Below are 25,637 nucleotides of genomic sequence, written 5' to 3' on the forward strand. Positions count from 1 at the left end.
GTTAACTCACGCTCTGCTTGATGTTTTCAAGGTAAACGTGTTGTGCTTCTTCGCTGGTTAGCAATAAGAAGTTCGGTGCTGACAAACCATAAAATTTATTGATATCGCTTGCGCCAGACGCCTCTTTAGACAATAAGCTACCTGAGCTCAATAGATACTTAGCGTATAGGTTGGGTGACTCAAACAACATCTCGTTTGCGAGCCTGGTGTTGTGTCCTTGTTTGTCCAACTGACTAAGTTGTTGTGAGAGGCTATTGGCGACTACTTCATACAGATAAGCTGACGTGGCGATTCCTTTCGTCGCCATTGCTTCCACAATCGCGGCAATGTCTAGCTGCAAAGTAATGGTGGTAAACATCTGACCAAGAGCAAGCTCATTGTCTACTGTGATGCGTTGATCTAAAAGGTGAGCGCATTTTACAGGCGATTGTTGCTCAAACGTTTGGAAACGCTCTGGCCAAATACGCGCTGCATCGTTGTCTTTCATGGCTAAGGTCATCTCGCCTTGCTCGTCGAATGCGATGATGGCGTTCTGTTGGTTAGACTCCAAAGCGATACCGTAACGAATCCACAATGTAAGGTGTACTTTGCAAAGCAGATCAACGTAATCTTTAAACCAAGTCAGCGTATCTTGCTGATAATACTGTTCGGCGAGGTGTTCCAAGAACAAACGTCCATCAGGCATTGGGCTAGCAAGGGCAGCCACAGGCACCAGTGCTTTGTCTTGGAAGTAGCTCAGCGGGTATTCACGCACAATATAAGCAAAGGTCTTATCGTCTCCCACATGGCCGCCATGTTTCTCATTACAATGGAAAAGCGTGCCGTGTAAGTCTTGATCTGCTTGCTCTAAGTGCGTCAATAAACGTTCAAACCAATGCCCATCATAGAGCGTGGATGGTTTGATTAGGCGAATGTTTTTAGTACCCAAAGATCGCATGATCAGTGGCACTTTAATGTGGATCTGCGGTGCTTGATTCACGACAACAGTACGCACTGACAGGGTAGGAGTCACCTCAAGATAAGCAACCGGCGCTTTGATAACACCGTCAGGAAGTCCATCAAGACTCCTTAGTGTTAATGGATGTGCGGGGAATAACTCATGGCTAAGAGCAAAGTCGGCGGGCAGACCCACTTGCTCCATCGTCGGCCAACATTCCGGCTGCGGACTGGTCAATGTAACGAGTGACTTCTCGATTGCGAGCCAACGAAGTTCAAAGCTTTGTGCAAATTCTGGCGCAAATTGCTCTAGATCGTGATCGCTTAAACCGAACTTAGCACGTGCTGTCGGGTAGTAAGGGTGGTCAAGATAGGATGCGATTTGATCGGCACGCAATAGCTTTTGCTCCCAACGCTCTAGTTGAGAAATCGGCAGCATGAGTGATTCGGATTGCTGACTGAAGGCGCCATCACACAATCCTTTGTGTTTTTCTGCGCATTCGAGTTCTTGCAAATAACCATCTAATAATGAATGAGAACTTTCATGAGCACTTGCTTTCAATAACTCGATCCAATCTTGATAGTGCTGCTGGTTTTCAACTAAACCATTTCTCTCGATAAACCAACCATTACCTTTCGAGCCATCTGGTTGGCCGTATCCCCAACGCTGCATGTAATAGCTCGGAGTAACGGGCAGGTAGAGTGTAAAGTCTGAACCTGAAAAAGTGGCCCAAATTTGATTACGAGGATAAGAAGATAGTTTGAGTCTACTCGGGAGCTGAGATTTAAATTGGCTTTGAGAAACTAATCCGAACAAATCTTCACGCAAACAAGTATCGACTAAGCGTTGAGTGAGGTATAACGCGTTTTCATTCATGCTGTTACCTCGTTTGTTGCTGTTAGGTGGAAGCGAGAGATTGCCTGTTGTAGAGCGGGTTCTAGAGTTTGGCCAGAAGGAGAAACGACCGAAATTCTCGCTAAGTAATCCTTGTTGGAATAACTTTGTTGGAACGTCTCACCAACCTTTTTAAGCACTTGCTGCTGAACAACAATATCGCCCTCTTGGTGAATGAAAGAGGTTGATGACCCTTCAATCAAACCGCTTTGTTGGGCCACTACATAGTGCACATGGGCGCTACCATCAATACGAAATGTAGGATCAAGCTTGTGACCCAAGTGAAGATTTAAGATGGTATTGAACCAATTGCCGCCACTGAGGTTATCAAGCAAGAACTCTCGTCCATCACCAATACTTCGATAGTTGATCTCGACCAGTACCGGCCCCGAATCTGTGATGATGAACTCGCTATGACAGACACCAAACCCCACCCCAAATGTTTGAAGCTGACGTATACATTCTTCTTGGTAGTGAACGCTGTTAATACCATTCCAACTCGCAGCGGTTTCGATGAAGTAAGGAGGTGCTGAGAGTTCTACATCAAACCCACCAAGCGCGACCAAATTGTCTCCGTCACCAATAGTTTCGACAGTAATAAGTGGACCTTGCAAAAACGCCTCAACCAAGATGGGAGTAGTAGGGTGCTTTTGCCAAAACGTATCGCAATAGTTATCCAGCTCAGCCGCAGAATCGCAGCGCTGCACGTCTAAACTAGCCACGCCTTCCTTGGGCTTCGCAACGACAGGAAAATCGAAATCGAATACCGGAGCACTCTCTCGACTTAACAAAACACTTTGAGTATTAGGTAACGATTTTTCGTTGAGAACCTGACGAGTTAAGTATTTGTTTTTCGCCTTGAGCGTCACATTCCAATCTTTAGCTGGTAGGCCAAAGAACTGTGCACAGATTGCGGTTGAGGTTTGTAGGTGGTCGCTGTTGCTGAACACAGCATGAGGTTCTAGATCTTGCTCTGTAATGATTTCAATGAGTTCAAGAGGGTTGAACACATCGCATTCTAGAATTTCATCGGGATTAAAGCGGTCATCTTCATTCGCCAGTTTTAAGTGGTTGAGTTTGTGGTCTGTGATCAAAACGACGTGGAGACCCATCGCTTTTGCTGTCGGCACGAAGCCGTGAGTGATCGCATCATTCACGACGTGACTCACGATAATAATCGTAGATTTCATGGGCTTTTCCTAATTTTCTAACGTTGTTGTTACCTACTCACACATGACTTCCAAGCGGTCTCTTTCAAGGTTTAAGAAAGAGTGTTTTGTTATCACTTTGTTTTTATTGATTATTTCATCACTACGCTTGTTGAATAAGGGAAACAAATATAGATCATAAAATTTATATTGCAAACACAAATGATATTTGTTTTCATTCGTATTGTTGTGATTTTATAAACTAAAACGGAATTAGAAAATGAATATTAGATTGGCCTTGTCCCCCCTCGCTTTGGCTATTGGAGGTGCCTTAACCGCAGTGGCTACCGTGTCAAATGTAATGGCAGCAGAAGACGTCGCGGTAGACGAAACCCTGCAAGTTATTGGTCATCAGTACGAAGGTTACGCAGAGCATATGCCGCAGTCGGGTACCAAAACGGATGTTGAATGGTTGGATGTACCGCAGGCAGTATCGGTGGTCACAAAGACGGAAATGCAAGACCGTGGAGCTGTACGTTTGGTGGATGCTCTTGACGGTGTTGCAGGGGTTAACAACACCTTGGGTGAGGGAAGCCGAGACCAATTTGTGATTCGTGGTTTTGATGCTCTCAACGACATGTACCGTGACGGCATGCGTGATGACGGAACGCTTCAATCGTACCGAAGCCTAGCGAATATCGAACGTGTCGAAGTGGTAAAAGGCCCTGCAGGCGCACTTTATGGCCGAGGTTCAGCGGGCGGTATCATCAACTTGGTCACCAAGCGTGCTAACGGTGATAATTTCACACACGTCAATGGCAGTGTTGGCAGCAACAATCTGTTTGTTGGCCAGGTTGACAGCTCGATGGCGATTACTGACAAAGTCAGTGGCCGTATCAACGTGGAAAGTCGACAGTCGGATTCCTATGTAGACCACGTCGACTCGAATGACTTCTTTATCGCACCAACCATTCGTGTATTACCAGCGGATGGTCACACAATTGATCTCGATGTCGAATATGCTCACCAAGAGTTGGTGCCATATCGTGGTGTTCCATCAAAGAATGGTAAGCCGGTCGATGTCTCTGAAAGCACGTTTTACGGTGGCACGAACGACTATCAAGAGTCAGACAGCATTCGTGTTGGCGTCAATTATGAATGGCTTTTGAATAGTGAATGGGCATGGACAAACCGTGCAGCATACAACCATATCGAACTTGAGCAAAAGGGTACACGCCAAGGAACGGTAACAGGGAATGAAGTTTCTCAAACCGTGAACAATTTCGGTTACGATCCTCGTACCACGACGACTCTTCAATCTGAGCTAGTTTGGGAAACTGATTCGAATCAAATGATGATCGGTGCGGATTATAATCAGATCAATATCGACTTAACGCTCGCAAGCGATAAAACCTTACCCCCGAAAGACATCTATAACCCTGTAGCAGGCCCAACACCGAATCCGGGCTTCAAACCTTTCCGTGATAACACGACAACGACCACTGGCATCTACATTCAAGACGTTTATACCTTTGGTGATCTTTCAGTGATCGGCAATGTACGTTACGACTCGATGGAGCTTGAACAACAAAAAGCGGGCTCAGCAAAAGAGAATCTAGACGATGACAAAGTGAGCTACCGTGGTGGTTTGGTCTACCGTCTCAACAATGATATGTCAGTGTATGCAAGCTTAGCTCGATCATGGCAACTGCCTTACTCGGGTATTTATATCAATCCTAAATTGGCTGAATTCTTCCATACCGATTTAAAAGAAGTGGGCGCCAAAGCTTACTTACTAGATAGCGCCTTGATGTTGAATGCCGCAATCTTCCAAATTGATCAAGAGCAACCAGAAACCAATATAGAAGGGGATGTTGTCAACAAGATTGAAGCTCGCCACCAAGGTATTGAGTTAGAAGCTCGAGGTCAGTTTACAGATAAGTGGGACATTTCTGTGGGCTACAGCTACCTGGATGCAGAAAACAAAGAGACAGGCAAAAAGCCAAACGACGTGTCTGATCACTTGTTCTCACTTTGGAGTACTTACCAGCTAGACGATAACTGGCGTTTGGGTGGTGGTGTGAAATACGTAGGCGACCGTTACGCGGGTAATGATGAAGCGGTAGCGCTGGGTGACTACACCACGGTTGACTTGATGGCAGCATACACCGCGGGTCGTCACAAAGTTCAAGCGAATGCTTACAACGTGCTTAATGAGAAATACATTCTTGGTGCAACCAACGGCACGTCTGGTACTAACCAGATTGGTTACGGAGCGCCGGCCGAATTCATGCTCAGCTACGGCTATCAGTTTTAAAAGCTAATGCAGTTCTAAGAGTTAGTTCATTTCTAATAACTCTTTCTACTCTAAATCGATTGTTTTGTTCGCTACGAATGAGTGAACAGTTGGCCTTATTTTTAGGCCATTTAGCCCATAGGGTCAAAGCGCCGATATCAGTGTAAACACGGCCTTTGACCCTAACCTGCCTACTTAGGAGATTTTCATGCCTTACCAGAATTTGGATGGTAAACCCTGTACTCAATCACATCAGAAGTTGCGTCTAAGTGCCCTTGCAATGGCCATCGCTTCAGTGACTTCCATGGGCGCATTTGCCGCGTCTGATCCTCAAACGACGACCATGGAAACGGTTGTCGTGACGGGCAGCTTGATCGGTAATTCAGAACTTGAGGATGTAAAAGAGTATCCGGGAGCTCGTACTGTTCTGACTAATGAACAAATTAAAAAGACTGGCGCACTCTCGATTGATTCGGCCTTCCAAAGTGTACCGGGTATTAAGGTTCAAGACGAAACGGGCACGGGCGTTCTGCCTAACATCTCAGTGCGTGGTTTGAAAGCGAGTCGCAGTGGCCACGCTCAATTCCTCATGGATGGTGTACCACTGACTCTTGCGCCGTATGGTCACACGGGACAATCAATTTTCCCTGCAACGCTGTCGATGCTTGACCGAATAGACATTGTTCGTGGTGGCGCTGCTGTGCAGTACGGGCCAAACAACGTCGGTGGCGTGATCAATTTGGTGACTAAGCCTATTCCACATGAGTGGCAAACGGAAATCAGTAATCGCTTTACTGTATTCGAGGATGGCGATACGCCGCTCAACGACTTTTACCTGCGCACGGGTGGCTGGTTAACCGATACGCTGGCACTTCAAGTTGAGGGGAACTTCTTAAAAGGGGAAAGCTTCCGTGAGCACTCCGACACCGATGTCAAAAACTTCCAAGCCAAATTGCAATGGTTACTGAGTGATACTCAAGAGCTACAAGCTTTCGTTCAACGTTATGATGCTGACACTCAAATGCCGGGTGCTTTATCGCCAGATGATTACGAAAAAGATCGTACTCAGTCGAAGCGTCCATACGATGAATATCAAGGCACTTCAACGCGTTGGAGCCTGAAGTACCTGCATGATTTGAATCTTGCAGATAGCGCCGAATTAGAAATACTGACGTTTGGCCACCGTTCTGAGCGTTTCTTCCAATGGGGCTTTAACAGCGCTGGCGGTCACTGGGCGGACCCGGCATTGCCGTCAACCGATATTCGTACGTCACCACGTGAATTTGCTGTTTATGGTGTTGAACCTAAACTCGCGATGTACTTTGACGGTAATACCGTAACGCAAAACGTGATTGTGGGGGCACGCTACGTCAACGAAGATATCGATTACAAGCTGACTCAAACGCCAATTGCTGGTGGTGCTACAACAACCCCACGTGATTGGCATTTAGATACTGACGCTTTTGCTGGTTACATCAGCAATGAAATTGGCTTGTTCAATGACGTATTGAAAGTTACGCCGGGTATTCGTTACGAATCGATTGATATGACGTTTGATGATCTGGGCACAGCACAGAGCACAGACAACAAAGTGACGGAATGGCTGCCGGGCTTAACCGTGGCATACCATCTTACCGAGCAATGGGTTGGGTACACCAATGCACAGAAATCTTTGCGTGCACCACAAATCGCTTACATCCGAGGCAAAGGTGAAGAGGGCAGTGAGCTAGCGTGGAACTACGAGTTGGGTGCTCGCTACAACCAAGATTCAACCAGCTTTAACATCGCACTTTACCGCATTGATTTTGAAGATCAGCTGCAATGGCAAAGTGCTACCCAAACTTTCGATAACATTGGTAAAACCCTTCACCAAGGTGTTGAACTCTCTGGTCGTTATATTCCTCAAGTGATGCAAGCTTTGAGTTTGGGCGCTGGCTATAACTACTTAGATGCAACGTTAGAGGAAGAGGGTGCAAACAAAGGTAATCAACTTCCTTATACGTCTAAACATCAATTTAGTTGGGATGCGATTTACGCCTTTAGCAAGGTAGATACGACTCTGTCTGGTTACTACTTCAGCGAGTCTTACTCTGACAATGCGAATACAAGTGCCGAAGATGCAACGGGCGCGACAGGTAAAGTGCCGGCCTACATGGTCTGGAACTTTAACCTAGGTTCGGATTTGTACAAGGATGAAAACAGTAAGCTGCGCATGAACCTCGCGGTGAACAACTTGTTTGATGAAGACTATTACTTCCGCGGTATTGATACCAGTCCAGTTGGTCGTTATCCAGCCCCAGGACGTTCTTACACTTTGGATCTGAATTATCAATTCTAATACGTAATTTATTGAAAGTAATAACGAATAAAAGTCGCCAATACTCTTGGCGGCTTTCACGGTTCTAGCGTTTAAGGAAAATTAAATATGGAAAACAGCTCTCGCCTTTTGTTTTCGAATCCATTGCAGCTGTCGAACGGACTGCTGTCATTTAATAGGCCGTTTTTATTCAGCAGGATAGCGATAACCTTAGCTTTGCTGATTATTAGCTTGTTCTCATTCTCCAGTTCAGCACAAACCAGGGTCATACAAGATGAACAGGGTCAGTTTGAGATAGCGACTACTCCGCAACGTATTGTGGTGTTGGAGTTCTCATTTGTCGATGCGTTAGCTGCGGTGGGTGTTTCTCCTGTTGGTGTTGCTGATGACAATGATGCTTCGCGAGTGATTCCGGCGGTGCGTGAATTGGTTCAACCATGGGAATCGGTTGGCATGCGTTCTCAGCCTAGCCTAGAAGCCATTGCGATATTAAAGCCTGACCTGATCATTGCTGATGCAGAGCGTCATCGTACTGTCTATCAAGATCTACAACGTATCGCACCAACTCTGCTGCTTAAAAGCCGCGGCGAGACGTATCAAGAGAATTTGGAGTCTGCGCTCAAGATTGGCATCGCTCTAGATAAACAATCGTCAATGGAACAACGCATTCAACAACATCAACACGCCATGGCCGAATTCAAAAGTCATTTTTCCCTCAAACAAACCGTCCAGTTCGCTGTCGTGTCGGATAAAGGTATGTGGTTACATAGCCCAGCGTCTTGCGCAGGAGGCGTGCTGACCACATTAGGCATTGCGAGCCCAATTGTGAAACCAACAGAGAAGGCATATTTGCCAACCAGCTTTGAGTTGTTGTTGAAAACCAACCCGGATTGGTTGCTCCTTGGCGCTTACTCTCATCCAAATATTGTTGATGATTGGCAGAAAAATCCGTTATTCAATGTACTAACCTCTGCAAAAAAACAGCAAGTTGTAGAAGTGTCACCAGCACTTTGGTCACTGAATCGAGGCATGTTAGCGGCAGAACAAATGGCGAAAAATCTTGAGCAGATCTTGGATCCATCATGAGTACGATGTTGTTCTCTAAAAGTAAGCGATTCTGGCCAATACTGTCGGGGCGAGTCACGTTGTTTACCGGATTAGTGTCGTGTTTGGCACTATCTGGTTACGCGGCCTCTATGACCGGGTGGTCTAATTTCTCTCTAACATTGAGTGACTTAATTCACTACTGGTTTGCGTTTGATGAAAGCAGCATCACTCATCAAATATTGTCGACGCTAAGAGCGCCAAGAGCTTATGCAGGGTTATTGATTGGTGCGAGTTTGTCTGTCGCTGGGGTATTGATGCAGGGATTAACGCGTAACCCACTTGCGTCTCCGTCGATTCTTGGCATTAACGCTGGCGCAGCCTGTTTTATGGCGTTAGCTGCAATAGGTATACCGGTAGTTAGCGAGCTAAATCCAATTCTCAATGCGGTTCTTGGCGCGTTGCTAAGCGGCGGTGCTGTGATGCTTCTGGGCGGCTTTTTCTCCGCACGTTCTCATCCGTTACGTTTGGTTCTTGCGGGTATCGCCATTACGGCGTTATTGCTCGGACTGACACGAGCGGTGCTGATCCTTGCAGACGATATGGCTTATAGCGTCTTGCATTGGCTTACTGGCTCACTGTCTAGTGTGGATGATGGGCAGTGGCAACAGCTTTGGCCGCCTGCGGTGATTGGCTTGGTGTTGGCAATGAGCCTTGCTCGCAATCTCAACTTGCTGGCACTTGGCGAAGAAGTTGCCGTGGGGTTGGGCAGTAACATCAGGCTTACTCGCCTCGCTAGTGGGCTGACGATCGTGTTGCTTGCCGGAGCAAGCGTCGCTATCGCAGGGCCTATTGGTTTTGTGGGACTGTTAGTGCCTCATTTGGTTCGACCTATGGTTGGGCACAATTACCATTTACTGATTCCTATTTCCGCATTGGCTGGCGCAGCATTAGTCTCTTGGTCAGATGCATTATCACGAGCGATTGCTTTCCCGACTGAAACACCCGTTGGTGTTATTACTGCTTTGCTCGGGACACCTTGTTTTATTTTGATTGCGACGAGGAGATCTTAATGCACCATCACACTAAGATAGTTTTGTTATCCGGAATCCTCATATTAGTGGCATCTGTTGGTTTGTTTGTCGGCGCAGCGTCACTTTCTATTCCTCAAGTCATCGAACGTTTGGTCGCGTTTTCCAGTGACGACTTTGTTATCCATCAGTATCGGCTACCACGTATGCTGCTCGCGATAAGCGTGGGCGCAGGGTTAGGGCTTTCTGGGGTATTAGTGCAAGGCGTGATACGTAATCCGTTAGCATCGCCTGACCTTATGGGTATTAGCGCTGGGGCTGGCCTTGCTGCGACAGCGAGTTTAGTTTGGTTTCCCAATGCACCAGTCAGTGTGCTTCCTGTTGTAGCTATGTTCGGTGGGGTATTGGCTGCAGGGCTGATTGCTGTATTGGCATGGTGGTCGAGGCCAACACCCGCCAAATTGGCGCTGATTGGTATTGCGGTGAGTGCGTTTCTGGCCAGTTGTATCGACTTCTTGCTGGTTACCAATCCGATCGAGATCAACACGGCCATGGTGTGGCTTACTGGCAGCCTTTGGGGGCGAAACTGGCAGCAAGTTCCCTTTATTTGGAGCGTACTGCTCTTGTTGTTACCTATGGCATTATGGCTTGCTTGGCGATTAGATGTGATGGGGCTTGGCGAAGAAAGTGCGACCACATTGGGTACTAAGCCAAAACAGATTCAGGCTCTTGCGTTATTGGCCGCTGTTTTGCTTGCCAGTGTTAGCGTTTCTGTTGCTGGAACGATCAGTTTTGTGGGTTTATTGGCACCTCACTTAGCACGCTTGTTGTTTGGGCATAATCATAAGTTGTTAATCCCAGCATCTGCACTGGTGGGGGCAATTCTGGTTACCAGCGCTGATGGGTTAGCTAGAGGTCTACAACCACCTATTGAATTGCCAGCAGGCGTTCTCACGTCAGTGATTGGCGCGCCTTATTTCATCTTTCTTCTCTATCGTTATCGAGGTTGGTAACTATGCTTAAAACGCAGAATCTTTCCGTCGCGTACGGCAAACAAACGATCATACCAAACCTGTCGGTTTCTATCCCTAAGGGAAAAATCACCGCCTTGATAGGACCTAACGGGTGCGGTAAATCCACCTTGTTAAAGACGTTAGTAAGAATTAACAAGCCAGTGGCTGGAGAGGTGTTGTTTGAAGACAAACCGCTATCAAGCTATGGCGATAAAACGCTCGCTCGTTCGTTGTCACTTCTTCCGCAAATCTTGGTCAGCCCTGGGGGGATCACGGTCAGAAAATTGGTCGAATATGGCCGTTCGCCTTATGTCTCTCATTGGGGAAGGTTAGGGCAGGATGATCAAAGGATTGTCGAGCAAGCAATGCGAGATACAGGTGTGCTCGAGTTTGCTGATAAGCCTGTTGAGTCACTGTCTGGTGGGCAGCGTCAAAGAGCATGGATTGCGATGGTAATTGCACAAGATACGGAAGTAGTGATGTTGGACGAACCGACTACATACCTTGATATGTCTCATCAAGTGGAGTTAATGAACCTGATGCAACAGATGAATGCTAAAGGAAAAACGGTGGTAGTGGTGTTGCATGACCTAAATCAAGCGAGTCGTTACTGCGACCATCTAGTGGTTTTGGAAAAGGGATGCTTAATTGCAGAGGGCTCGCCTGATGAGGTGATGACAGAAACCATGCTCAGTAACGTATTTGATCTTAAAGCGAGCGTGTTTCGAGACCCTATTTCAAATACACCAATGTGTGTCGCGATTTAGTTATCTGTTCTGAACAACGAGATCACCAAGGCATAAAGAACAGAATACAGGCAAGGAAGCCACATTAGATTAGGTCGTCTAAACTTAGATTTGTATGGCATCAAAAGCCGAACAATTTGGGATCTAAAAACGTTCTCGAAAATAAACGTAAATTAATTCTTTACCTCAACTTGACTTGAAGTATTAGCATGAACTCCGTTGCTTACGAGAATACTTTAAGGAGAGAAGAATGATCCAACTTGAACATGTAAATTTAGTGGTAAAAGACATCCCAGAAATGCTGGTTTTCTACAAAGCGGCATTCCCTCATTGGTATGTCCGTGACGAGGGAAAAGGGGAGTGGTCGGGTAAGCCACGTAACTGGCTGCATTTTGGCGATGAGTACCAATACATAGCAATAAGTGATCACGGTGAAGGTGAAAATAGAGACTTAGCAGGGCACTCTGTCGGCCTCGCGCATTTCGCTTATGTAACCAATAACATTGAAAGCGTCACTCAACGTCTTATTGATGCGGGTTTCCCGATTGCCAAACCCGGTGCCGAAGAACCTTATCGCAAGAACGTCTACTTTGTGGATCCGGCGGGTTTTGAAATCGAGTTCGTTGAATATCTGAGTGATGATCCCAAACTTCGTAATGCGACAAGTTAGTAGAATGATAGTAGGGTAGAAAGTACTTAAAGGGCATTGTGGAATTTTCCGCAATGCCCTTTTTTAGATCAATTGACTAGCTGAGGGTTAGTTTGGTTGTCTACTTAGCTTTAAATGGCACCAATAGTTGTTTGCCAAACACATTGATTAGCGCGCCAGTTACGATTAGACCACCACCTAGGTAAGTCCAAACTGATGGGATTTCGTTGAAGATCCACACGCCTAACAGTGCCGAGAAGACAATCTGAACGTATGAGTAAGCCGAAGCTTTACCCGCGGCTTGTGTCTGCATCGCTTTGGTTAAACCGTATTGGCCTATTTGTGTGAAAATCCCGACTAGAACCAACATCATGGTTAGGAACAAACTAGGCCATACAAAGTCATTCCAGATAAGGGCTGTTGAGATTGGTAGAGCTACCAGTGGGAAGTAGAAGATGATGACTGAGCTGTCTTCCGTTTGGCTAAGCTTTCTCACAATCACATAAGCAATTGAGCTACCAAATGCGCCACATAACGCCACCATTATGCTAAATAGCGGTAACTCGCTGCTCGTGCCACTGCTCATGCTTGGCTGAACCATTACTAATAACCCTGCTAAGCAGAACGCAATGCAGATCATGGTCGATTTTTGGACGCGTTCTTTCAGAAATAGTACACCGAGCAATGCGGTAAATACGGGATGTACGTATTGTAGAATGGTCGCCTCTGCTAATGGCAAGGTGGTCACAGCGTAGTAAACACACATTAAGGCTGCTGTGCCAACTGCGCCTCGAACAAACAACAAAGGTTTGTTATTTCCCCAGATCGAAATGCCTTTTCGCTTAACGTCGATATAACTGATGATCAAAGACACCAGAGCCCTTGCTGCAACAATTTCGAATACAGGTATGCCGTAGTTGCTGATGTATTTCACACACGTAGACATCAGTGCGAATCCAAAAGCAGAGAGGATCATGAACCTAACCCCAACAGGGATCATTGAAAAAGAGAAAGAGGGCATAAAAATATCAATCGGTTGAGGGAACAGGAATCATAACTTAGTTTAGAAGAGCCGACCAAAGTCTTTGTCCTACTCTGGTCAACTTGATTCAATTAATTCTCATTTCATATCGATTCGTTTTTATCTCACATAAGATCGGCTACAACTCAATTTTATAAAATAGACATCAACAGAAGGTGACGCTAATTCAACTCTGATTTATCCGTCGTTTAAATTACCTTTCTTAGTCATATCATTCTCGTGAATTTATAATAAGAGATATGTTCTATGAAACCAATAAACACCCTACTCATATCCACGCTCACGCTTTGCTCTTTTAGTTCAGCTACTTATGCAGATACCATTTTGCATGCTTTCAATTGGAAGTATTCAGACGTAACGGCCAACGCTAATCAAATTGCTCAAGCCGGTTATAAAAAAGTACTGGTTGCTCCGGCAATGAAATCTAGCGGCAGCCAATGGTGGGCGCGTTACCAGCCTCAAGACCTTCGTACCATTGATTCACCTCTCGGCAACAAACAAGATTTAGCCGCAATGATTACCGCACTCAAAGGTGTGGGTGTTGATGTTTATGCCGATGTGGTGCTCAACCATATGGCGAATGAAAGCTGGAAGCGAAGTGACTTGGATTACCCAGGCACTGAGGTGCTAAACGATTATGCGAGCCGCTCAAGTTATTTTGCCGACCAGACTCTGTTTGGCAACCTAGCACAAGGCTTTGTTTCTGCTAACGATTTCCATGCCGCAGGCTGTATTTCAGATTGGAACGATCCCGGTCATGTTCAATATTGGCGTTTGTGTGGGGCTGATGGCGATGTAGGTTTGCCTGATCTCGACCCAAATAACTGGGTGGTTTCACAGCAGCGTTTATATCTGAAAGCGTTAAAGGATATGGGCATCAAAGGCTTCCGCATTGATGCAGTGAAACACATGAGTCAGTACCAAATCGACCAAGTGTTCACGCCTGAAATTACAGCGAACATGCATGTATTCGGTGAAGTGATCACCAGTGGCGGGGCAGGAAACAGCGGCTATGAGTCCTTCTTAGCACCTTACTTAAACAATACCAATCACTCTGCGTACGATTTCCCTTTGTTTGCGTCGATTCGAGCTGCATTTTCTATGGGCGGTGGCTTGAACCAATTGCATGATCCAAAAGCGTACGGCCAAGCACTCGATGACAACCGTTCAATTACTTTTGCTATCACACATGATATACCAACCAATGATGGCTTCCGTTACCAAATTATGGACCCACAAGACGAGCAGCTTGCTTACGCTTACATCCTTGGCAAAGATGGCGGCACGCCGTTGATCTACAGTGATGATCTACCGGATTCTGAAGATAAGGATAACGGTCGTTGGGGCAATGTTTGGAATAGTTCGAGTATGAAGAATATGCTGAGCTTCCATAACGCAATGCAAGGAAAATCAATGACGATGATTTCGAGCGACCAATGTACTTTGCTGTTTAAGCGTGGCAAAGAAGGCGTTGTTGGTATTAACAAGTGTGGCGAAACGCGTGGAGTGACGGTTGATACTTACCAACATGAGTTTAATTGGCATGTTCAATATAAAGACGTATTAAGCAGCGCGACAGAAACCATTTCTTCTCGTTACCATACGTTCAATCTACCACCGCGCAGCGCACGTATGTTTAAGCTTTAATGCTTATTCTATAGATCGAACACCACTGTTAAAAATCATAAGCCGCAGCACGTGCTGTGGCTTATTCGTATCTGAGTTTAAGGTCTATCGCTCTTGTTAATCGGTAATTACACCAAACCAATAGTTCTGATGAGATAGTGCTTTCAGTAACTCGATCTCTTTTGCTGTCTCTTCCCTAAGCCATTCAATAAGGTCGTTGATAATAGGCGTGTGAGTACGTTGGTGCATGAAGTAAGTCCAAGCACTGTGTTGGATCTTTGCATTCTTAGGGCAGTACAAGAAGCCTCGTTGGAGATCTTGTTGAACTAACAATAGATCCGTGACCGTCACCCCTTCACGCGATAAACAAGCACTGAGTGCCATATCTAACGATAAGAAGCTGGTATTTCTGACGGGTTTCTTCGGTGGGAATTCAACATCGGCCAACCACACTTTCCAGTCGTGATGATCTAAGGTCGGGTGCAGCCGTGGCATTGTTAAGATCGAATCGAGGTCGGTGTCTTTGGTGGTTAAACTGGTAGAACACACTGGTGCCATGAACTCTTCCCGCAAGAAGGTGATGTCTGGTGCTTTGTCATAGCGTTTTTTGAAGCGCGTGTGGAAGATCAGTAGGTCATATTCGCTGCTGTTGATTGATTCGTCTTCTTCAATCACAGGAACTATGACGATCTCATAATCTTGATAACGCTCGTTTAATTCCCGTACTTTAGATATCAATACCCGCGTAGCGAAACTCAGAGTCGCTTTGATCACGATACGCTTTTGTTTTGGCTCACTCCAAGAGGTGATAACAGCTTCGATATTGCCGTAGCTTTCTCGTAAAGCCACATACAAATCATGACCTTGTACCGTTAATTCTATGGCTCGATGCTTACGAATAACCAGTGATGCGTTTAACTCATCTTCAAGCTGTTTGATCTGTCGGCTTATCGCACTTTGTGTCACATGCAGTTCTTCGGCGGCCAGAGTAAAGCTCATCAGCCTTGCAGCCGCTTCGAAGGCTTTTAAGCCATTATGTGAGGATGGCAAGCTAGGATATGGAGTCATAATTCGTTCGCATGAGTTTATGGAATGTTAGGGTCGCAAATTTATCAATTGAACGCTACCGCCATCGATCGTATTTTGGGCGAAATTAACTGAGGCGCTCATGAAAAAAATACTCACTCTTGCATTCCCTTTGATCATTTCACAGCTGATCTCCATGGCGTTAGTCCTTACTGATGTTTGGATGATGTCGCGTATCAGTGTTTCAGCCCTTGCAGCTGGTGGCTTAGGTGCCTCTATTTACTTCTTCATCTTTATTATTGCGAGTAGCACCGTCGGTTGTGTCGCAAACCTGATCGCAATTGCTTATGGTCAGCGTGTAGCTCGCCCAGAATTTGGTAATACTCAAATTAGATTGGCTGTGAAAGGCGCAACCATGTTGGCGTTCGTGCTCAGCGTGACCTTAATGGCGAGCTTCTGGTTTGCTCCGTTGGTATTAGAAGCAGCAAAACAGCCGCCAGAAGTGATCACTTTAGCGATGGAATATGTGCATGCTTTGAAGTGGGTGATGTTGCCTTCGCTGATCTTGTTGGTGCTGCGTGGCTTAACCAGTGCGTTTGGGAATGTGCGTTCTATTCTGGTGATGTCGATTATCACAGTTATTTTGAATGTACCAGTCAGCTACTTCCTAACCTTCCAATTAGACATGGGCTTAACGGGTTTAGGGCTTGGTACGGCTATCGCGGCATTTATCGTGATGGTTGGATACACGGTTTGGGTATTCAAGCGTGACGAGTTCAAACAGTTCGCACCTTGGCTAAATACCGAAGAGTACTCAATTAAGCTGATGAGTCCGTTGTTGTTAATGGGTCTACCTATCGGCTTGGCGGCCTTACTTGAGCACGGCTTAATTTATGGTGGCACCTTAATGGCGGGAACGATCAGTATTGCTTCTCTAGCTCTGCACCAAATCTTACTGCAATGCCTAAGCTTTACTTGGAACTTCAACTTCGGTTTCTCGCAAGCTGCGGGGATTTTAGTTGGTCGTGATTTTGGTGCGGGTAACTACGAAGGGATCAAAAAAACCTCGATTCAAAGCTTTATGTTGGTGTCGGTGTTGAGTGTAGCGCTGTCTGCCGTGTTCATTATATGGCCTGAAATGATCGCTTCTATCTTCAAGCTGGACGATGGCACGGGTGCGATGACCTCACTGTTGGCGTCAGTTATTTGGGTTGTCGCGCTGTGCTTTATTGTAGATGCTTGGCAACTACTGGCGATTAACCTGCTAAGAGGGATGAAGATTGTCTCTATGCCAACCGTTATGACTGCCATTGGTTATTGGGTATTTGGCCTACCTGCTGCTTGGTACTTGATGCCGAAATTTGAGCTAGCAGGGATCTGGGGCGGAATCGGCGTTGGTTTAGGCGTGACAGGTATTTTGCTGCTGATTCATTTGATGGTCGTTCTAAACAAGAGCAGCAAGACACCAGACTTAGATTGTTCAGCTTACTCTTAAGTTAGCTGATAACGAAAAAGCCGCAGTCATCAAACGACTGCGGCTGTTGTTTATCTAAATTGATTCTTGGGGGAGTGAATCAATATCAGGATCAGGGGCAGCTATTTTCTGCCAGATGACTTATTACCAAATTACTTTCTACCAAACTACTTTCCACCAGACAGAGCAGACTTCATCATCGTCTTAAATTGCTCTTTCTGCTTTTCAGTTAACACATTATAAATGTTGTTTTTAAGACGCATCTCTTGCATCACCATCGACTTCTCGGTTGCTTGAACAGTATCAATGACCTTCTCCATCTCGGCTTTATTGAAATCAGGTTGAGTCACAAGGCTGATCTGTTTCTTCTTGAGTTCTATCGCACTATCCATGTCAATCTGTGTTCTATCAGATTGATAGTCTTCAATAAGGGAGATGACTTCCGCATGTTGTTCTTCGCTTAGGTTTAAAGAAGCAATAACCATTTGCAGTGGGCTCACTGCTGGTTGTGGCGGCTGTTGTGGTGATGAAGCACTCACAAACGGAGCGGTAACAAGTAGAGCTGAAGCAGTTAATACACAAAGTGACTTTTTCAGTGATTTCATTGAGTTTCTCCTGTTAGTGGAAACATGAGTATAGGTGAGTAAGCTGAACTCGATATGAACACGCTGTTCAGTTTAGTCCGGCTACTAACTACGTTGAGCAAAGTGCTACGTCTAGGTAAGCCGTTAAGCGCTTTAGACCTTGGTCTTACAGAAACCGAGCTAAAAGGTGACTAGAATGACTTAAGTCGCTCACCGTTTTATCAAGGAATACACAAATGGAAGTTGGATTGTTCTGGGCTGAAAAAGGGATGTTAGTGCTTGGCGCACTGTTTGTTTTGACGAGCATGATGCAGTACGGAAGACGCAGTAGCGATTGGAAAGGCGTGATTACTATGTTCTACAAACGTATCCCAATGAATATTGCGGAATACAAATGGTACCGTCTGGGTATCGCGTTGTTGGTTTTTGCCGTGATCATCCGCTTTGCATTGTTGATTTTATGGCCTACCTATCAGTTCTAGCTCTTCACATTATTTCTCTTATCATGGTTACATAAAGCCAATAAATGTATGAGCAAAGCGAGCCTTAATAAACTGACTTATTAAGGCTGCCATTAAATAAAAATAGTGCTGTTACTCCATAGTAAAGAGTGGTTATTACCTTTGTAGCATATTGTTTTTCATGAAGAATAATCCGAAATAATAGCTTACCCACTTGTTTCATCATTCTTACTAATAATCTGCACATAAATCCATTCACCCCGTACCTGATACCATAATGTTCTGTTACACTCATTCGAATTAGCTTTAATTTGTCAGTGGTGCATTTATGTCGTTCCCAGTTCTTATATGTGATGATTCTGCGTTAGCAAGGAAGCAGATGGCTCGATCACTGCCTAGTTCTCTAAATGCAGATATAACTTTTGCTGTTCATGGGCTTAATGCACTTGAAGAGTTAGCTCAAAACCAGTTCAAACTGATGTTCCTCGACCTCACCATGCCAGAATTAGATGGCTATGGCACATTGGAAGAGATGCAACGTTTAGGTGATACAACACCTGTTGTGGTTGTTTCTGGTGATATCCAACCAAAAGCGCAACAGAAGGTGATGGATCTAGGCGCTAAAGCATTTTTGCAAAAACCGATCGATAAAGAAGCGTTAAAAGCGATTTTACGTGAGCATGTTGAGCCGCCAAAACAGCCTCAACTCGTTATCCCTGCTGCTTTAGAGCTGCCAATACTGCGCCGTCGCGATATTTATATGGAAGTCGCGAACGTAGCGATAGGCCGTGCAGCTGATGCACTGGCTCGTCACTTTAATGTGTTCGTTCATTTACCATTACCAAACGTGAATATCTTCGAAGTGAGTGAATTGCACATGGCACTTCGTGACCTAGCCGACAACGACCAAGTGTCGGGTGTTTGCCAAGGCTTCAGCGGAGAAGGCATCGCAGGTGAAGCACTAGTATTACTGAGTGACTCTAGCGTAAGCGACCTTAAGAAGCTCATGAAGGTGCCAACAGAAAGCGAACAGCTAGAAGAACTAGAGTTGTTGATGGATGTATCGAATATTCTCGTTGGCTCATTCCTTAACGGGTTAGGGGAGCAATCAGAAGTTCGTTTCTTCCAGAGTTCGCCTGTGCTGCTTGGGCAACACATCTCGATTGATTCTGTGATTGAGAATACCAGTGGATCATTTAAGAAGACCATGACTTTCGAAGTCAGCTACAACATCGATGGCACTTCCATCCGTTGCGACCTTCTGTTTATGTTTGTTGATGAGTCTCTGCCACTTCTAGACAACAAATTGGCCTACCTAATGGAGGAGTTTTAATATGCTGAATCTTCCTGCTGAATTTGAACAGTTTCACTGGATGGTGGACATGGTTCAAAACGTTGATATGGGGCTGGTGGTTATTAACCGTGATTTTCAGGTACAAGTCTGGAATGGTTTCATGACTCACCATAGCGGTAAGCAATCGCATGATGCTATTGGTAAGTCTATCTTTGAACTGTTCCCTGAAATTCCAGAAGAGTGGTTTAGGCTGAAAACCAAGCCAGTCTATGACCTAGGCTGTCGCAGCTTCATTACTTGGCAACAAAGGCCTTATCTGTTTAAGTGCCGTAATGTTCGCCCTGTAACTCAACAAGCCGACTTTATGTACCAGAATGTGACGCTAAACCCGATGCGCTCGCCAACAGGGCAAGTCACCTCATTGTTCCTGTCTATTCAGGATGCGACTGCAGAAGCGTTGGTCTCTCAAAAAAACTAGAGCTTTCTATTCGCCAAACAACGCTTTCCTATATGCATATTAGCATCAGTCTAATCAGTGAATAAAAATGGCTAAGGTTAATCACCTTAGCCATTTTTTTTCTTTCTATTCGTCAAATCTTATCTTTTCCCCAGTTTTTAACGCCAACTAATCCTTTTCACTAAGCGCTTTGCAGATTGTTCCAGGCTAAAAGAACGAAAGAGGGAGTAACGAAATGTGCTTTGGGAACGGTAATGCTACGGGGTAAATAGAAATTGGATTTATAAAGTTCAAGGCTGGAGGCGCTATTTAACAGAGTGTGTAGGCTGAATTATCAAACCCAAGTGAGTATTGGCCTCTAGATTGAGTGTTTATCACTCTACTTTTCCTAGTTGATGCTAACCAACCGCACCATGAGTTTGCTGAATTTGGTCGAAAACAGAAAAATTTTGGAAAAAAATCGAATTTATTTAAGAAAAAAGGCATTTTTTTGTTGGAGAAAAGTGTGATTTTTATGTGATCTCGAGGCACTTTCTTCACATATTTGCTTAAAGAAGGCGATATTGTGTGAAAAAGAGAGGAAAACGATTGCGCAATAAACCGACAGCGTTTGCGTGATTGGTTCGCTAAGTTATTAATTAGTAAGAATTTAGTAGGAAAGTGTTACTTGGGAGGTTTTACCAGATATGGAATCTTCGAGAGGATAGCATAAAAAAAAATGAAATATCAGACTTGCTGTTACTAAATCACGACCTATAATGCTGAAAACCGGAGCGTCTGCCAACGCTCCGGTTTTTTTGTGTCCGAAGAAAAGTAAACTCGTCTGCCAACGGTTTTACTACGCATTTCGCGAGAGACACATAATTTTATGAATCAAGGAAAACACCATGCGTATCGAACAAGAACTTAAGTTAGGTTTCAAAGATGTACTCTTCCGTCCGAAGCGTTCTACCCTTAAAAGCCGTTCTCAAGTTGAATTAACCCGCGATTTTACATTCAAGCATAGCGGTCGTCAATGGTCTGGTACTCCAGTAATTGCAGCTAACATGGATTCGGTAGCAAGCTTTGAAATGGCAGCTGCTCTAGCAGAGCACGGTGTTATGACTGCAGTACACAAGCACTACACAGTAGAGCAGTGGGCTGAGTTCGCTAAAACAGCAGACAAGAAAACACTGAACAACGTATTTGTATCAACAGGTACATCTGAAGCTGAGTTTGAGAAAACAAAGCAAATCATGGCACTTAGCGAAGACTTCGTATTTATCTGTATTGATATCGCTAACGGCTACTCAGAGCACCTAGTTGAGTACGTACAAAAAGTACGTGCAGAATTCCCGAACAAAGTTATCTCTGCCGGTAACGTTGTAACAGGTGACATGGTTGAAGAGCTAATCCTCGCTGGCGCAGACATCGTTAAGGTTGGTATCGGCCCTGGTTCGGTTTGTACTACTCGTGTTAAAACAGGTGTAGGTTACCCTCAACTTTCTGCGATCATCGAGTGTGGCGACGCGGCACACGGCCTTGGCGGCATGATCATCGGTGACGGTGGCTGTTCATGTGCGGGTGACGTATCTAAAGCGTTCGGCGGCGGTGCAGACTTCGTAATGCTTGGCGGCATGCTAGCTGGTCACTCTGAGTCAGGCGGTGAAGTAGTAGAGCAAGACGGTAAGCAATACATGAAGTTCTACGGCATGTCTTCACAGTCGGCTATGGACAAGCACTCAGGTGGTGTTGCTAAGTACCGTGCTGCAGAAGGTAAAACTGTACTTCTTCCGTTCCGTGGTTCAGTTCACAACACAATTTCTGACATCCTTGGTGGTGTACGTTCAACTTGTACATACGTAGGCGCAGCAAAGCTTAAAGAGCTAACTAAGCGTACGACTTTCATCCGTGTACAAGAGCAAGAGAACAACGTATTCGGTAAAGAGTAACGTTTAAAACACTTGTTTAAAATTTTAAGAACTGAGCCACTTTAAAGTGGCTCTTTTTTTACCTGAAATTTGGCAAGTGGCGACAAAGTGGCGACAGACGAGCAAAAAATTTTTTGGCGACAGGTTACAGGTTAGAAAGAGGGGTATGGATAATTGCTTCAGATAGGTGATCAGGTGCGAAGTGGGCATAGCGCATTGTCATGCTGATATCGGCGTGGCCTAGAATATCCCTTAGTACTAAAATATTGCCGCCATTCATCATGAAGTGACTTGCAAACGAATGACGCAAAACATGGGAGGCTTGCCCTGAGGGTAGGGTGATGCCCAGTTTATTCTTCAATATGTAGCAGAAAGGTGTGTAGCATTCTTCAAAGAGCTTCCCTGAGGTTGGTTTGTATATCTCGTTATAAAGTCTCTCTGAGATGGGTACAGAGCGATTCTTCTTAGTCTTGGTGAACGTAACTTTATATTTACTTAACTGAAAGCCTTTCAGCTGAGCTGCTTCATTCCAGCGAGCTCCAGTGGCGAGACATAGTTTCACTATACTCTGCATATCTGTTCGGTTGTGTTTAGACACGTGTTCAAGCAATAAAGTAATGTGCTCTTTATGAAGGAAAGATATGGTACGTTCGTGATCTTTAAATGGCTTAACTTCTTCTAAAGGATTCGGTCCTTTCCATTCTCCAATTTCCTTCAACTTAGCAAACATAGCCTTGAAGCGTGCCAGTTCTGAATTGAGAGTAGAGATGCTTGGAGCACCTTTCTGCCATCGGTCATCGACAAAACTAATATGGCCAGCCATGTGTTTGCTGCGAAACTCAGAATAAATCTTAGCCGAAAAAACAGAAGCGATTGGGTTACCCATAGCATCAACCATCAGTTTGAACTTTTGAAATATCACATCACCATTAGCGAGTGTTTGCCCGTAGTGGGAATACCAAAGCTCAATAACATGAGAAAGCCTACGATGATCTGGCTTGTCACTCATCCAGGGCTTTTCTTCAATCTCTCGCATTGTGTGTAGCTCAAACGCTTTTGCTTCCCATTTCGTTGTGAACTTCTTACGAACACGCTTACCGTTGCGCCCGTTTGGGTAGCATTCAGAAATCCGAGGTTTCGTTGAACCATCTTTTAAATTGCGGACAGACATAATCAAGCCTAAAAAAGCTGTATATACAACCAGTTCAACTCGAGCTGAAACGTAGAGCAATGTTTTAGATTCAGGGGAATGGCACATGCCTCGCACCCTGAAGAAAGAGGCTGGTTCATTACAGCTTCGATAGAAGATTAATTAGGTTCTACTATGTTTTAATCAATTCAAGTGAGTGCTGGCTACAGCATTTTCAAAATGAACAGCGATGGCCCGGTAGGGGTAAGGGTAAGCACCAAGAACGATGGACAGTTTATCGCTTTTCTAAAACGTGGGAATCAATTTTCAGCACCGTTTGGTGGCTTTATTGAGGAAGAGAACGTCATTGGCCTACAAAAAGTAAAGCTGATCGACATTAAATACCTTTGTACTGATTTAGAAGCAGAAGTGGTTGAATACGTAATACAGAAAGATCACTACGTGGTAGGAACGAAGTGATTACTATCTGGTTTCCCCAAGCAACCTTCAAATATGCATTTCTCTAATTCATGCCCCTTATTGGGTTGCTGTGAGAACATTCTTGTCGAAATTAAGGAGTGAACGTCAGGTATTTCCTATGTTATTGGTCTCATTTACGTATTGATGAGATTCATATTCCTTAAATACTAATTTTTAAGTTTATTTTTGGAACTCAATCTATGAATCTTAATAAATCTTCCATGGTTAAAACTTTATTTGTAACCACAAGTTTGACAGCTTCAATTTCCGTCGCTAATGCTAGTCAATTTTCGTTTCCTCAAGGTGTGTATAACGGCGAGGAAGTCGTAGTAACCGAATTTGCTAACGGCGGAATTCTCAACGCAGCAATGCTAGAAAAAATTGAGACCACACAGCCTGAAGCAGCCTATGTTAAAGAAGTCACCGATGGCGTATGGGCTATCGTTGGTTATCATTATGGTTACAAAGCCGTCATTGAAGGAGAAAAGGGACTGATCCTGTTCGATACGGGTGACGATATCGAAGAAGCGCAGGAAATCTTAGACCTTATTCAACTGCATATCAGTGAAAAACCTATACATACTGTCATTTACAGCCATTCGCATTATGGATTCGGAACACAAGCCATCACTGCAAAGTTTGGCGAAGAAATTAAAATCATTGGGCACCCAGAATTAAATCGAAATGTCAGAGAAAGCAATGGGCTAGGTGCATCAATTCCAGAGCTATCGCCATCACTATACGCACGAACTCTACAGCAATTTTCTGCCTTCCTCCCAGATGAAGGTCCTGATGGCAAAGCACCGTCTCCCATAGGCAAAACTAAAGGTCTTGTTCCGGTTAATACACCTGTAGCAAATGGTCAAAGTATGACCATTGACGGTATAGAATTGCAATTCTTTACTGAATATGACAGTGACTCCGATGATCAAGTCATCGTTTATTTACCAGAAACAAAAACCGTCTTAAATAACCACTTATGGCCAACCTTCCCGAACTTTTATACCTTGCGCGGTTCTGTTTATCGTGACCCGACAGCATGGGCAGAGGGCATTAAAATGATTCGTGACTTAGAACCTGAGTATTTAATTAATACTCATGCAGCGCACCTGAGCGGGAAAGATGAAATACAAACGGTGTTAAATGGTTACTACGATGCCATTATGTACCTTTATGACCAGACTTTACGCGGGATTCTACATGGCAAAACACCAGATGAATTGCGCTACTGGGTACAATTACCTAATGAGCTTGCAGAGATGCCACATAATCAAATGAGCTATGGTGAGTTCTCTTACTATCCACCCTATATCTACAATTATGCTCTGGGTTGGTTTGGTCGTGATGTTGAAAACTTGAACCGTATCGCACCAAATGATCAAGCTCGAAAAATTATCGAAGGCTTTGGTGGTGTAGAAGCTGTCAAACAAGAACTAAAAGAAACCTTATCAAATAAAGAATTCGCTTGGTCTGCTGAGCTGGGTGGATATTTAGTCAAAACAGCGCCTAATGACGTAGAGGCAAGGCTGTTGCTCGCAGATGCAATGCGCCAAATGGGCTATCGTGCAGAAGCGTCAATCCCAAGATCATGGTATTTAACTCGCGCTCTAGAGCTTGAAGGTAAGATAGAGGTTCCAGCTGTTGCGCTCTTAGGCCTTGACTCAGTGATGTCTTCTCCTGCAGATACATTTGTTCAACAGTTCCGAGTGCGTTTAAACCCGAGCGCAAGCCTTGGTCAAGATAAGCTATTAGCCATCACTATCGAGGGTGAGGATGCCTCAACAATGGGACTCCACCTGAGAAGTAGTATTGCTGAATATATCCCAAATGTTGAAGACTATTCTCGTTCGCAAGATATGTCTATAAGCATGCCTAAACAGATTTGGGGCCAGTATTTCATGGGAGAAATCAGTCTAAGTGAAATGCTAAACGATGCAAGCGTGACAACGAACAATAAAGACGATGTTAAAACATTCTTTGAGTTTTTTGACCAAGTCGCTCCAAGCAAAGATCGCTTTATATCCGTATTAGAATAATGTTCTTAAATTAATATGGCTTAGTTGATCAAATTAGATAATA

The 25,637-nt window shown here is 44.7% G+C and carries 20 protein-coding genes and 1 pseudogene; 15 read left to right on the forward strand and 6 right to left on the reverse strand.

Going from position 1 to position 25,637, the window contains the following annotated elements:
- Nucleotide 1 precedes the first annotated feature (1 nt).
- Complete coding sequence (locus BCT34_RS15255) at nucleotides 2-1,813, reverse strand: IucA/IucC family protein (protein ID WP_076654926.1); 1,812 nt, start codon at nucleotides 1,811-1,813, stop codon at nucleotides 2-4.
- Complete coding sequence (locus BCT34_RS15260; protein ID WP_076654927.1) at nucleotides 1,810-3,021, reverse strand: carboxylate--amine ligase; 1,212 nt, start codon at nucleotides 3,019-3,021, stop codon at nucleotides 1,810-1,812. Before BCT34_RS15260 ends, BCT34_RS15255 begins: the two co-directional genes overlap by 4 nt.
- Nucleotides 3,022-3,259: 238 nt before the next feature.
- Here BCT34_RS15260 and BCT34_RS15265 point away from each other — a divergent pair, with 238 nt between their 5' ends.
- The 7 genes from BCT34_RS15265 (at nucleotide 3,260) to BCT34_RS15295 (ending at nucleotide 12,096) form a co-directional block, all read left to right on the forward strand.
- Nucleotides 3,260-5,296 (forward strand): TonB-dependent siderophore receptor, encoded by a 2,037-nt coding sequence (locus BCT34_RS15265; RefSeq protein WP_076654928.1) that lies wholly within the window; start codon nucleotides 3,260-3,262, stop codon nucleotides 5,294-5,296.
- Between the two features lie 187 nt (nucleotides 5,297-5,483).
- Nucleotides 5,484-7,613: a TonB-dependent siderophore receptor gene (locus BCT34_RS15270; RefSeq protein WP_076654929.1), complete on the forward strand. Its 2,130-nt coding sequence runs from the start codon at nucleotides 5,484-5,486 to the stop codon at nucleotides 7,611-7,613.
- 87 nt (nucleotides 7,614-7,700) lie between these two features.
- Entirely contained in the window at nucleotides 7,701-8,678 is a 978-nt protein-coding gene (locus BCT34_RS15275; RefSeq protein ID WP_076654930.1) for a Fe(3+) dicitrate ABC transporter substrate-binding protein, read from the forward strand.
- Nucleotides 8,675-9,709 (forward strand): iron chelate uptake ABC transporter family permease subunit, encoded by a 1,035-nt coding sequence (locus tag BCT34_RS15280; RefSeq protein WP_076654931.1) that lies wholly within the window; start codon nucleotides 8,675-8,677, stop codon nucleotides 9,707-9,709. Before BCT34_RS15275 ends, BCT34_RS15280 begins: the two co-directional genes overlap by 4 nt.
- A complete protein-coding gene (locus BCT34_RS15285) occupies nucleotides 9,709-10,680 on the forward strand; it encodes an iron chelate uptake ABC transporter family permease subunit (protein WP_076654932.1) in 972 nt (323 codons plus the stop codon). Before BCT34_RS15280 ends, BCT34_RS15285 begins: the two co-directional genes overlap by 1 nt.
- A 2-nt stretch (nucleotides 10,681-10,682) precedes the next feature.
- Nucleotides 10,683-11,447, forward strand: coding sequence for a Fe(3+) dicitrate ABC transporter ATP-binding protein FecE (gene fecE, locus BCT34_RS15290; RefSeq protein WP_076654933.1), 765 nt, complete (start codon nucleotides 10,683-10,685; stop codon nucleotides 11,445-11,447).
- A gap of 229 nt (nucleotides 11,448-11,676) precedes the next feature.
- Nucleotides 11,677-12,096 (forward strand): VOC family protein, encoded by a 420-nt coding sequence (locus tag BCT34_RS15295; RefSeq protein ID WP_048669141.1) that lies wholly within the window; start codon nucleotides 11,677-11,679, stop codon nucleotides 12,094-12,096.
- A 100-nt stretch (nucleotides 12,097-12,196) separates the two neighbouring features.
- On the opposite strand, the gene BCT34_RS15300 is transcribed toward BCT34_RS15295, so the two are convergent.
- Nucleotides 12,197-13,096 carry a DMT family transporter gene (locus BCT34_RS15300; RefSeq protein WP_076654934.1) on the reverse strand — a complete coding sequence of 300 codons (900 nt, stop codon included), beginning with the start codon at nucleotides 13,094-13,096 and terminating at the stop codon, nucleotides 12,197-12,199.
- 267 nt (nucleotides 13,097-13,363) lie between these two features.
- Here BCT34_RS15300 and BCT34_RS15305 point away from each other — a divergent pair, with 267 nt between their 5' ends.
- Nucleotides 13,364-14,764: an alpha-amylase family protein gene (locus tag BCT34_RS15305; protein ID WP_076654935.1), complete on the forward strand. Its 1,401-nt coding sequence runs from the start codon at nucleotides 13,364-13,366 to the stop codon at nucleotides 14,762-14,764.
- Between the two features lie 96 nt (nucleotides 14,765-14,860).
- Here the strand turns inward: BCT34_RS15305 and BCT34_RS15310 are convergent, their stop codons facing one another.
- Nucleotides 14,861-15,811, reverse strand: coding sequence for a LysR family transcriptional regulator (locus BCT34_RS15310; RefSeq protein ID WP_102305860.1), 951 nt, complete (start codon nucleotides 15,809-15,811; stop codon nucleotides 14,861-14,863).
- A gap of 100 nt (nucleotides 15,812-15,911) precedes the next feature.
- Between BCT34_RS15310 and BCT34_RS15315 the strand changes: the two genes are divergently transcribed.
- Entirely contained in the window at nucleotides 15,912-17,264 is a 1,353-nt protein-coding gene (locus BCT34_RS15315) for an MATE family efflux transporter (RefSeq protein WP_076654937.1), read from the forward strand.
- Between the two features lie 146 nt (nucleotides 17,265-17,410).
- Here the strand turns inward: BCT34_RS15315 and BCT34_RS15320 are convergent, their stop codons facing one another.
- Nucleotides 17,411-17,848 carry a Spy/CpxP family protein refolding chaperone gene (locus BCT34_RS15320; RefSeq protein WP_076654938.1) on the reverse strand — a complete coding sequence of 146 codons (438 nt, stop codon included), beginning with the start codon at nucleotides 17,846-17,848 and terminating at the stop codon, nucleotides 17,411-17,413.
- 215 nt (nucleotides 17,849-18,063) lie between these two features.
- Here BCT34_RS15320 and BCT34_RS15325 point away from each other — a divergent pair, with 215 nt between their 5' ends.
- From BCT34_RS15325 to BCT34_RS15340, 4 genes are all read left to right on the forward strand, one after another.
- Nucleotides 18,064-18,309 (forward strand): hypothetical protein, encoded by a 246-nt coding sequence (locus BCT34_RS15325; RefSeq protein WP_017630837.1) that lies wholly within the window; start codon nucleotides 18,064-18,066, stop codon nucleotides 18,307-18,309.
- A 307-nt stretch (nucleotides 18,310-18,616) separates the two neighbouring features.
- Nucleotides 18,617-19,621 (forward strand): response regulator, encoded by a 1,005-nt coding sequence (locus BCT34_RS15330; RefSeq protein ID WP_076654939.1) that lies wholly within the window; start codon nucleotides 18,617-18,619, stop codon nucleotides 19,619-19,621.
- A gap of 1 nt (nucleotide 19,622) precedes the next feature.
- Complete coding sequence (locus tag BCT34_RS15335; RefSeq protein WP_048606084.1) at nucleotides 19,623-20,060, forward strand: PAS domain-containing protein; 438 nt, start codon at nucleotides 19,623-19,625, stop codon at nucleotides 20,058-20,060.
- An 866-nt stretch (nucleotides 20,061-20,926) separates the two neighbouring features.
- On the forward strand, nucleotides 20,927-21,970 hold the full coding sequence (locus tag BCT34_RS15340) for a GMP reductase (protein WP_048659894.1): 1,044 nt from the start codon (nucleotides 20,927-20,929) through the stop codon (nucleotides 21,968-21,970).
- 124 nt (nucleotides 21,971-22,094) lie between these two features.
- Here the strand turns inward: BCT34_RS15340 and BCT34_RS15345 are convergent, their stop codons facing one another.
- A complete protein-coding gene (locus BCT34_RS15345) occupies nucleotides 22,095-23,120 on the reverse strand; it encodes a tyrosine-type recombinase/integrase (protein WP_076654947.1) in 1,026 nt (341 codons plus the stop codon).
- Nucleotides 23,121-23,318: 198 nt separating this feature from the next.
- Between BCT34_RS15345 and BCT34_RS15350 the strand changes: the two are divergent.
- Both BCT34_RS15350 and BCT34_RS15355 read left to right on the forward strand, forming a co-directional pair.
- A pseudogene (locus BCT34_RS15350) lies at nucleotides 23,319-23,552 on the forward strand (hypothetical protein); the annotation flags it as partial.
- Nucleotides 23,553-23,758: 206 nt separating this feature from the next.
- On the forward strand, nucleotides 23,759-25,594 hold the full coding sequence (locus BCT34_RS15355; protein ID WP_076654940.1) for an alkyl sulfatase dimerization domain-containing protein: 1,836 nt from the start codon (nucleotides 23,759-23,761) through the stop codon (nucleotides 25,592-25,594).
- Nucleotides 25,595-25,637: the final 43 nt, after the last annotated feature.

The sequence above is a fragment of the Vibrio sp. 10N.261.45.E2 genome, assembly GCF_002875705.1.
Classification (GTDB): domain Bacteria; phylum Pseudomonadota; class Gammaproteobacteria; order Enterobacterales; family Vibrionaceae; genus Vibrio.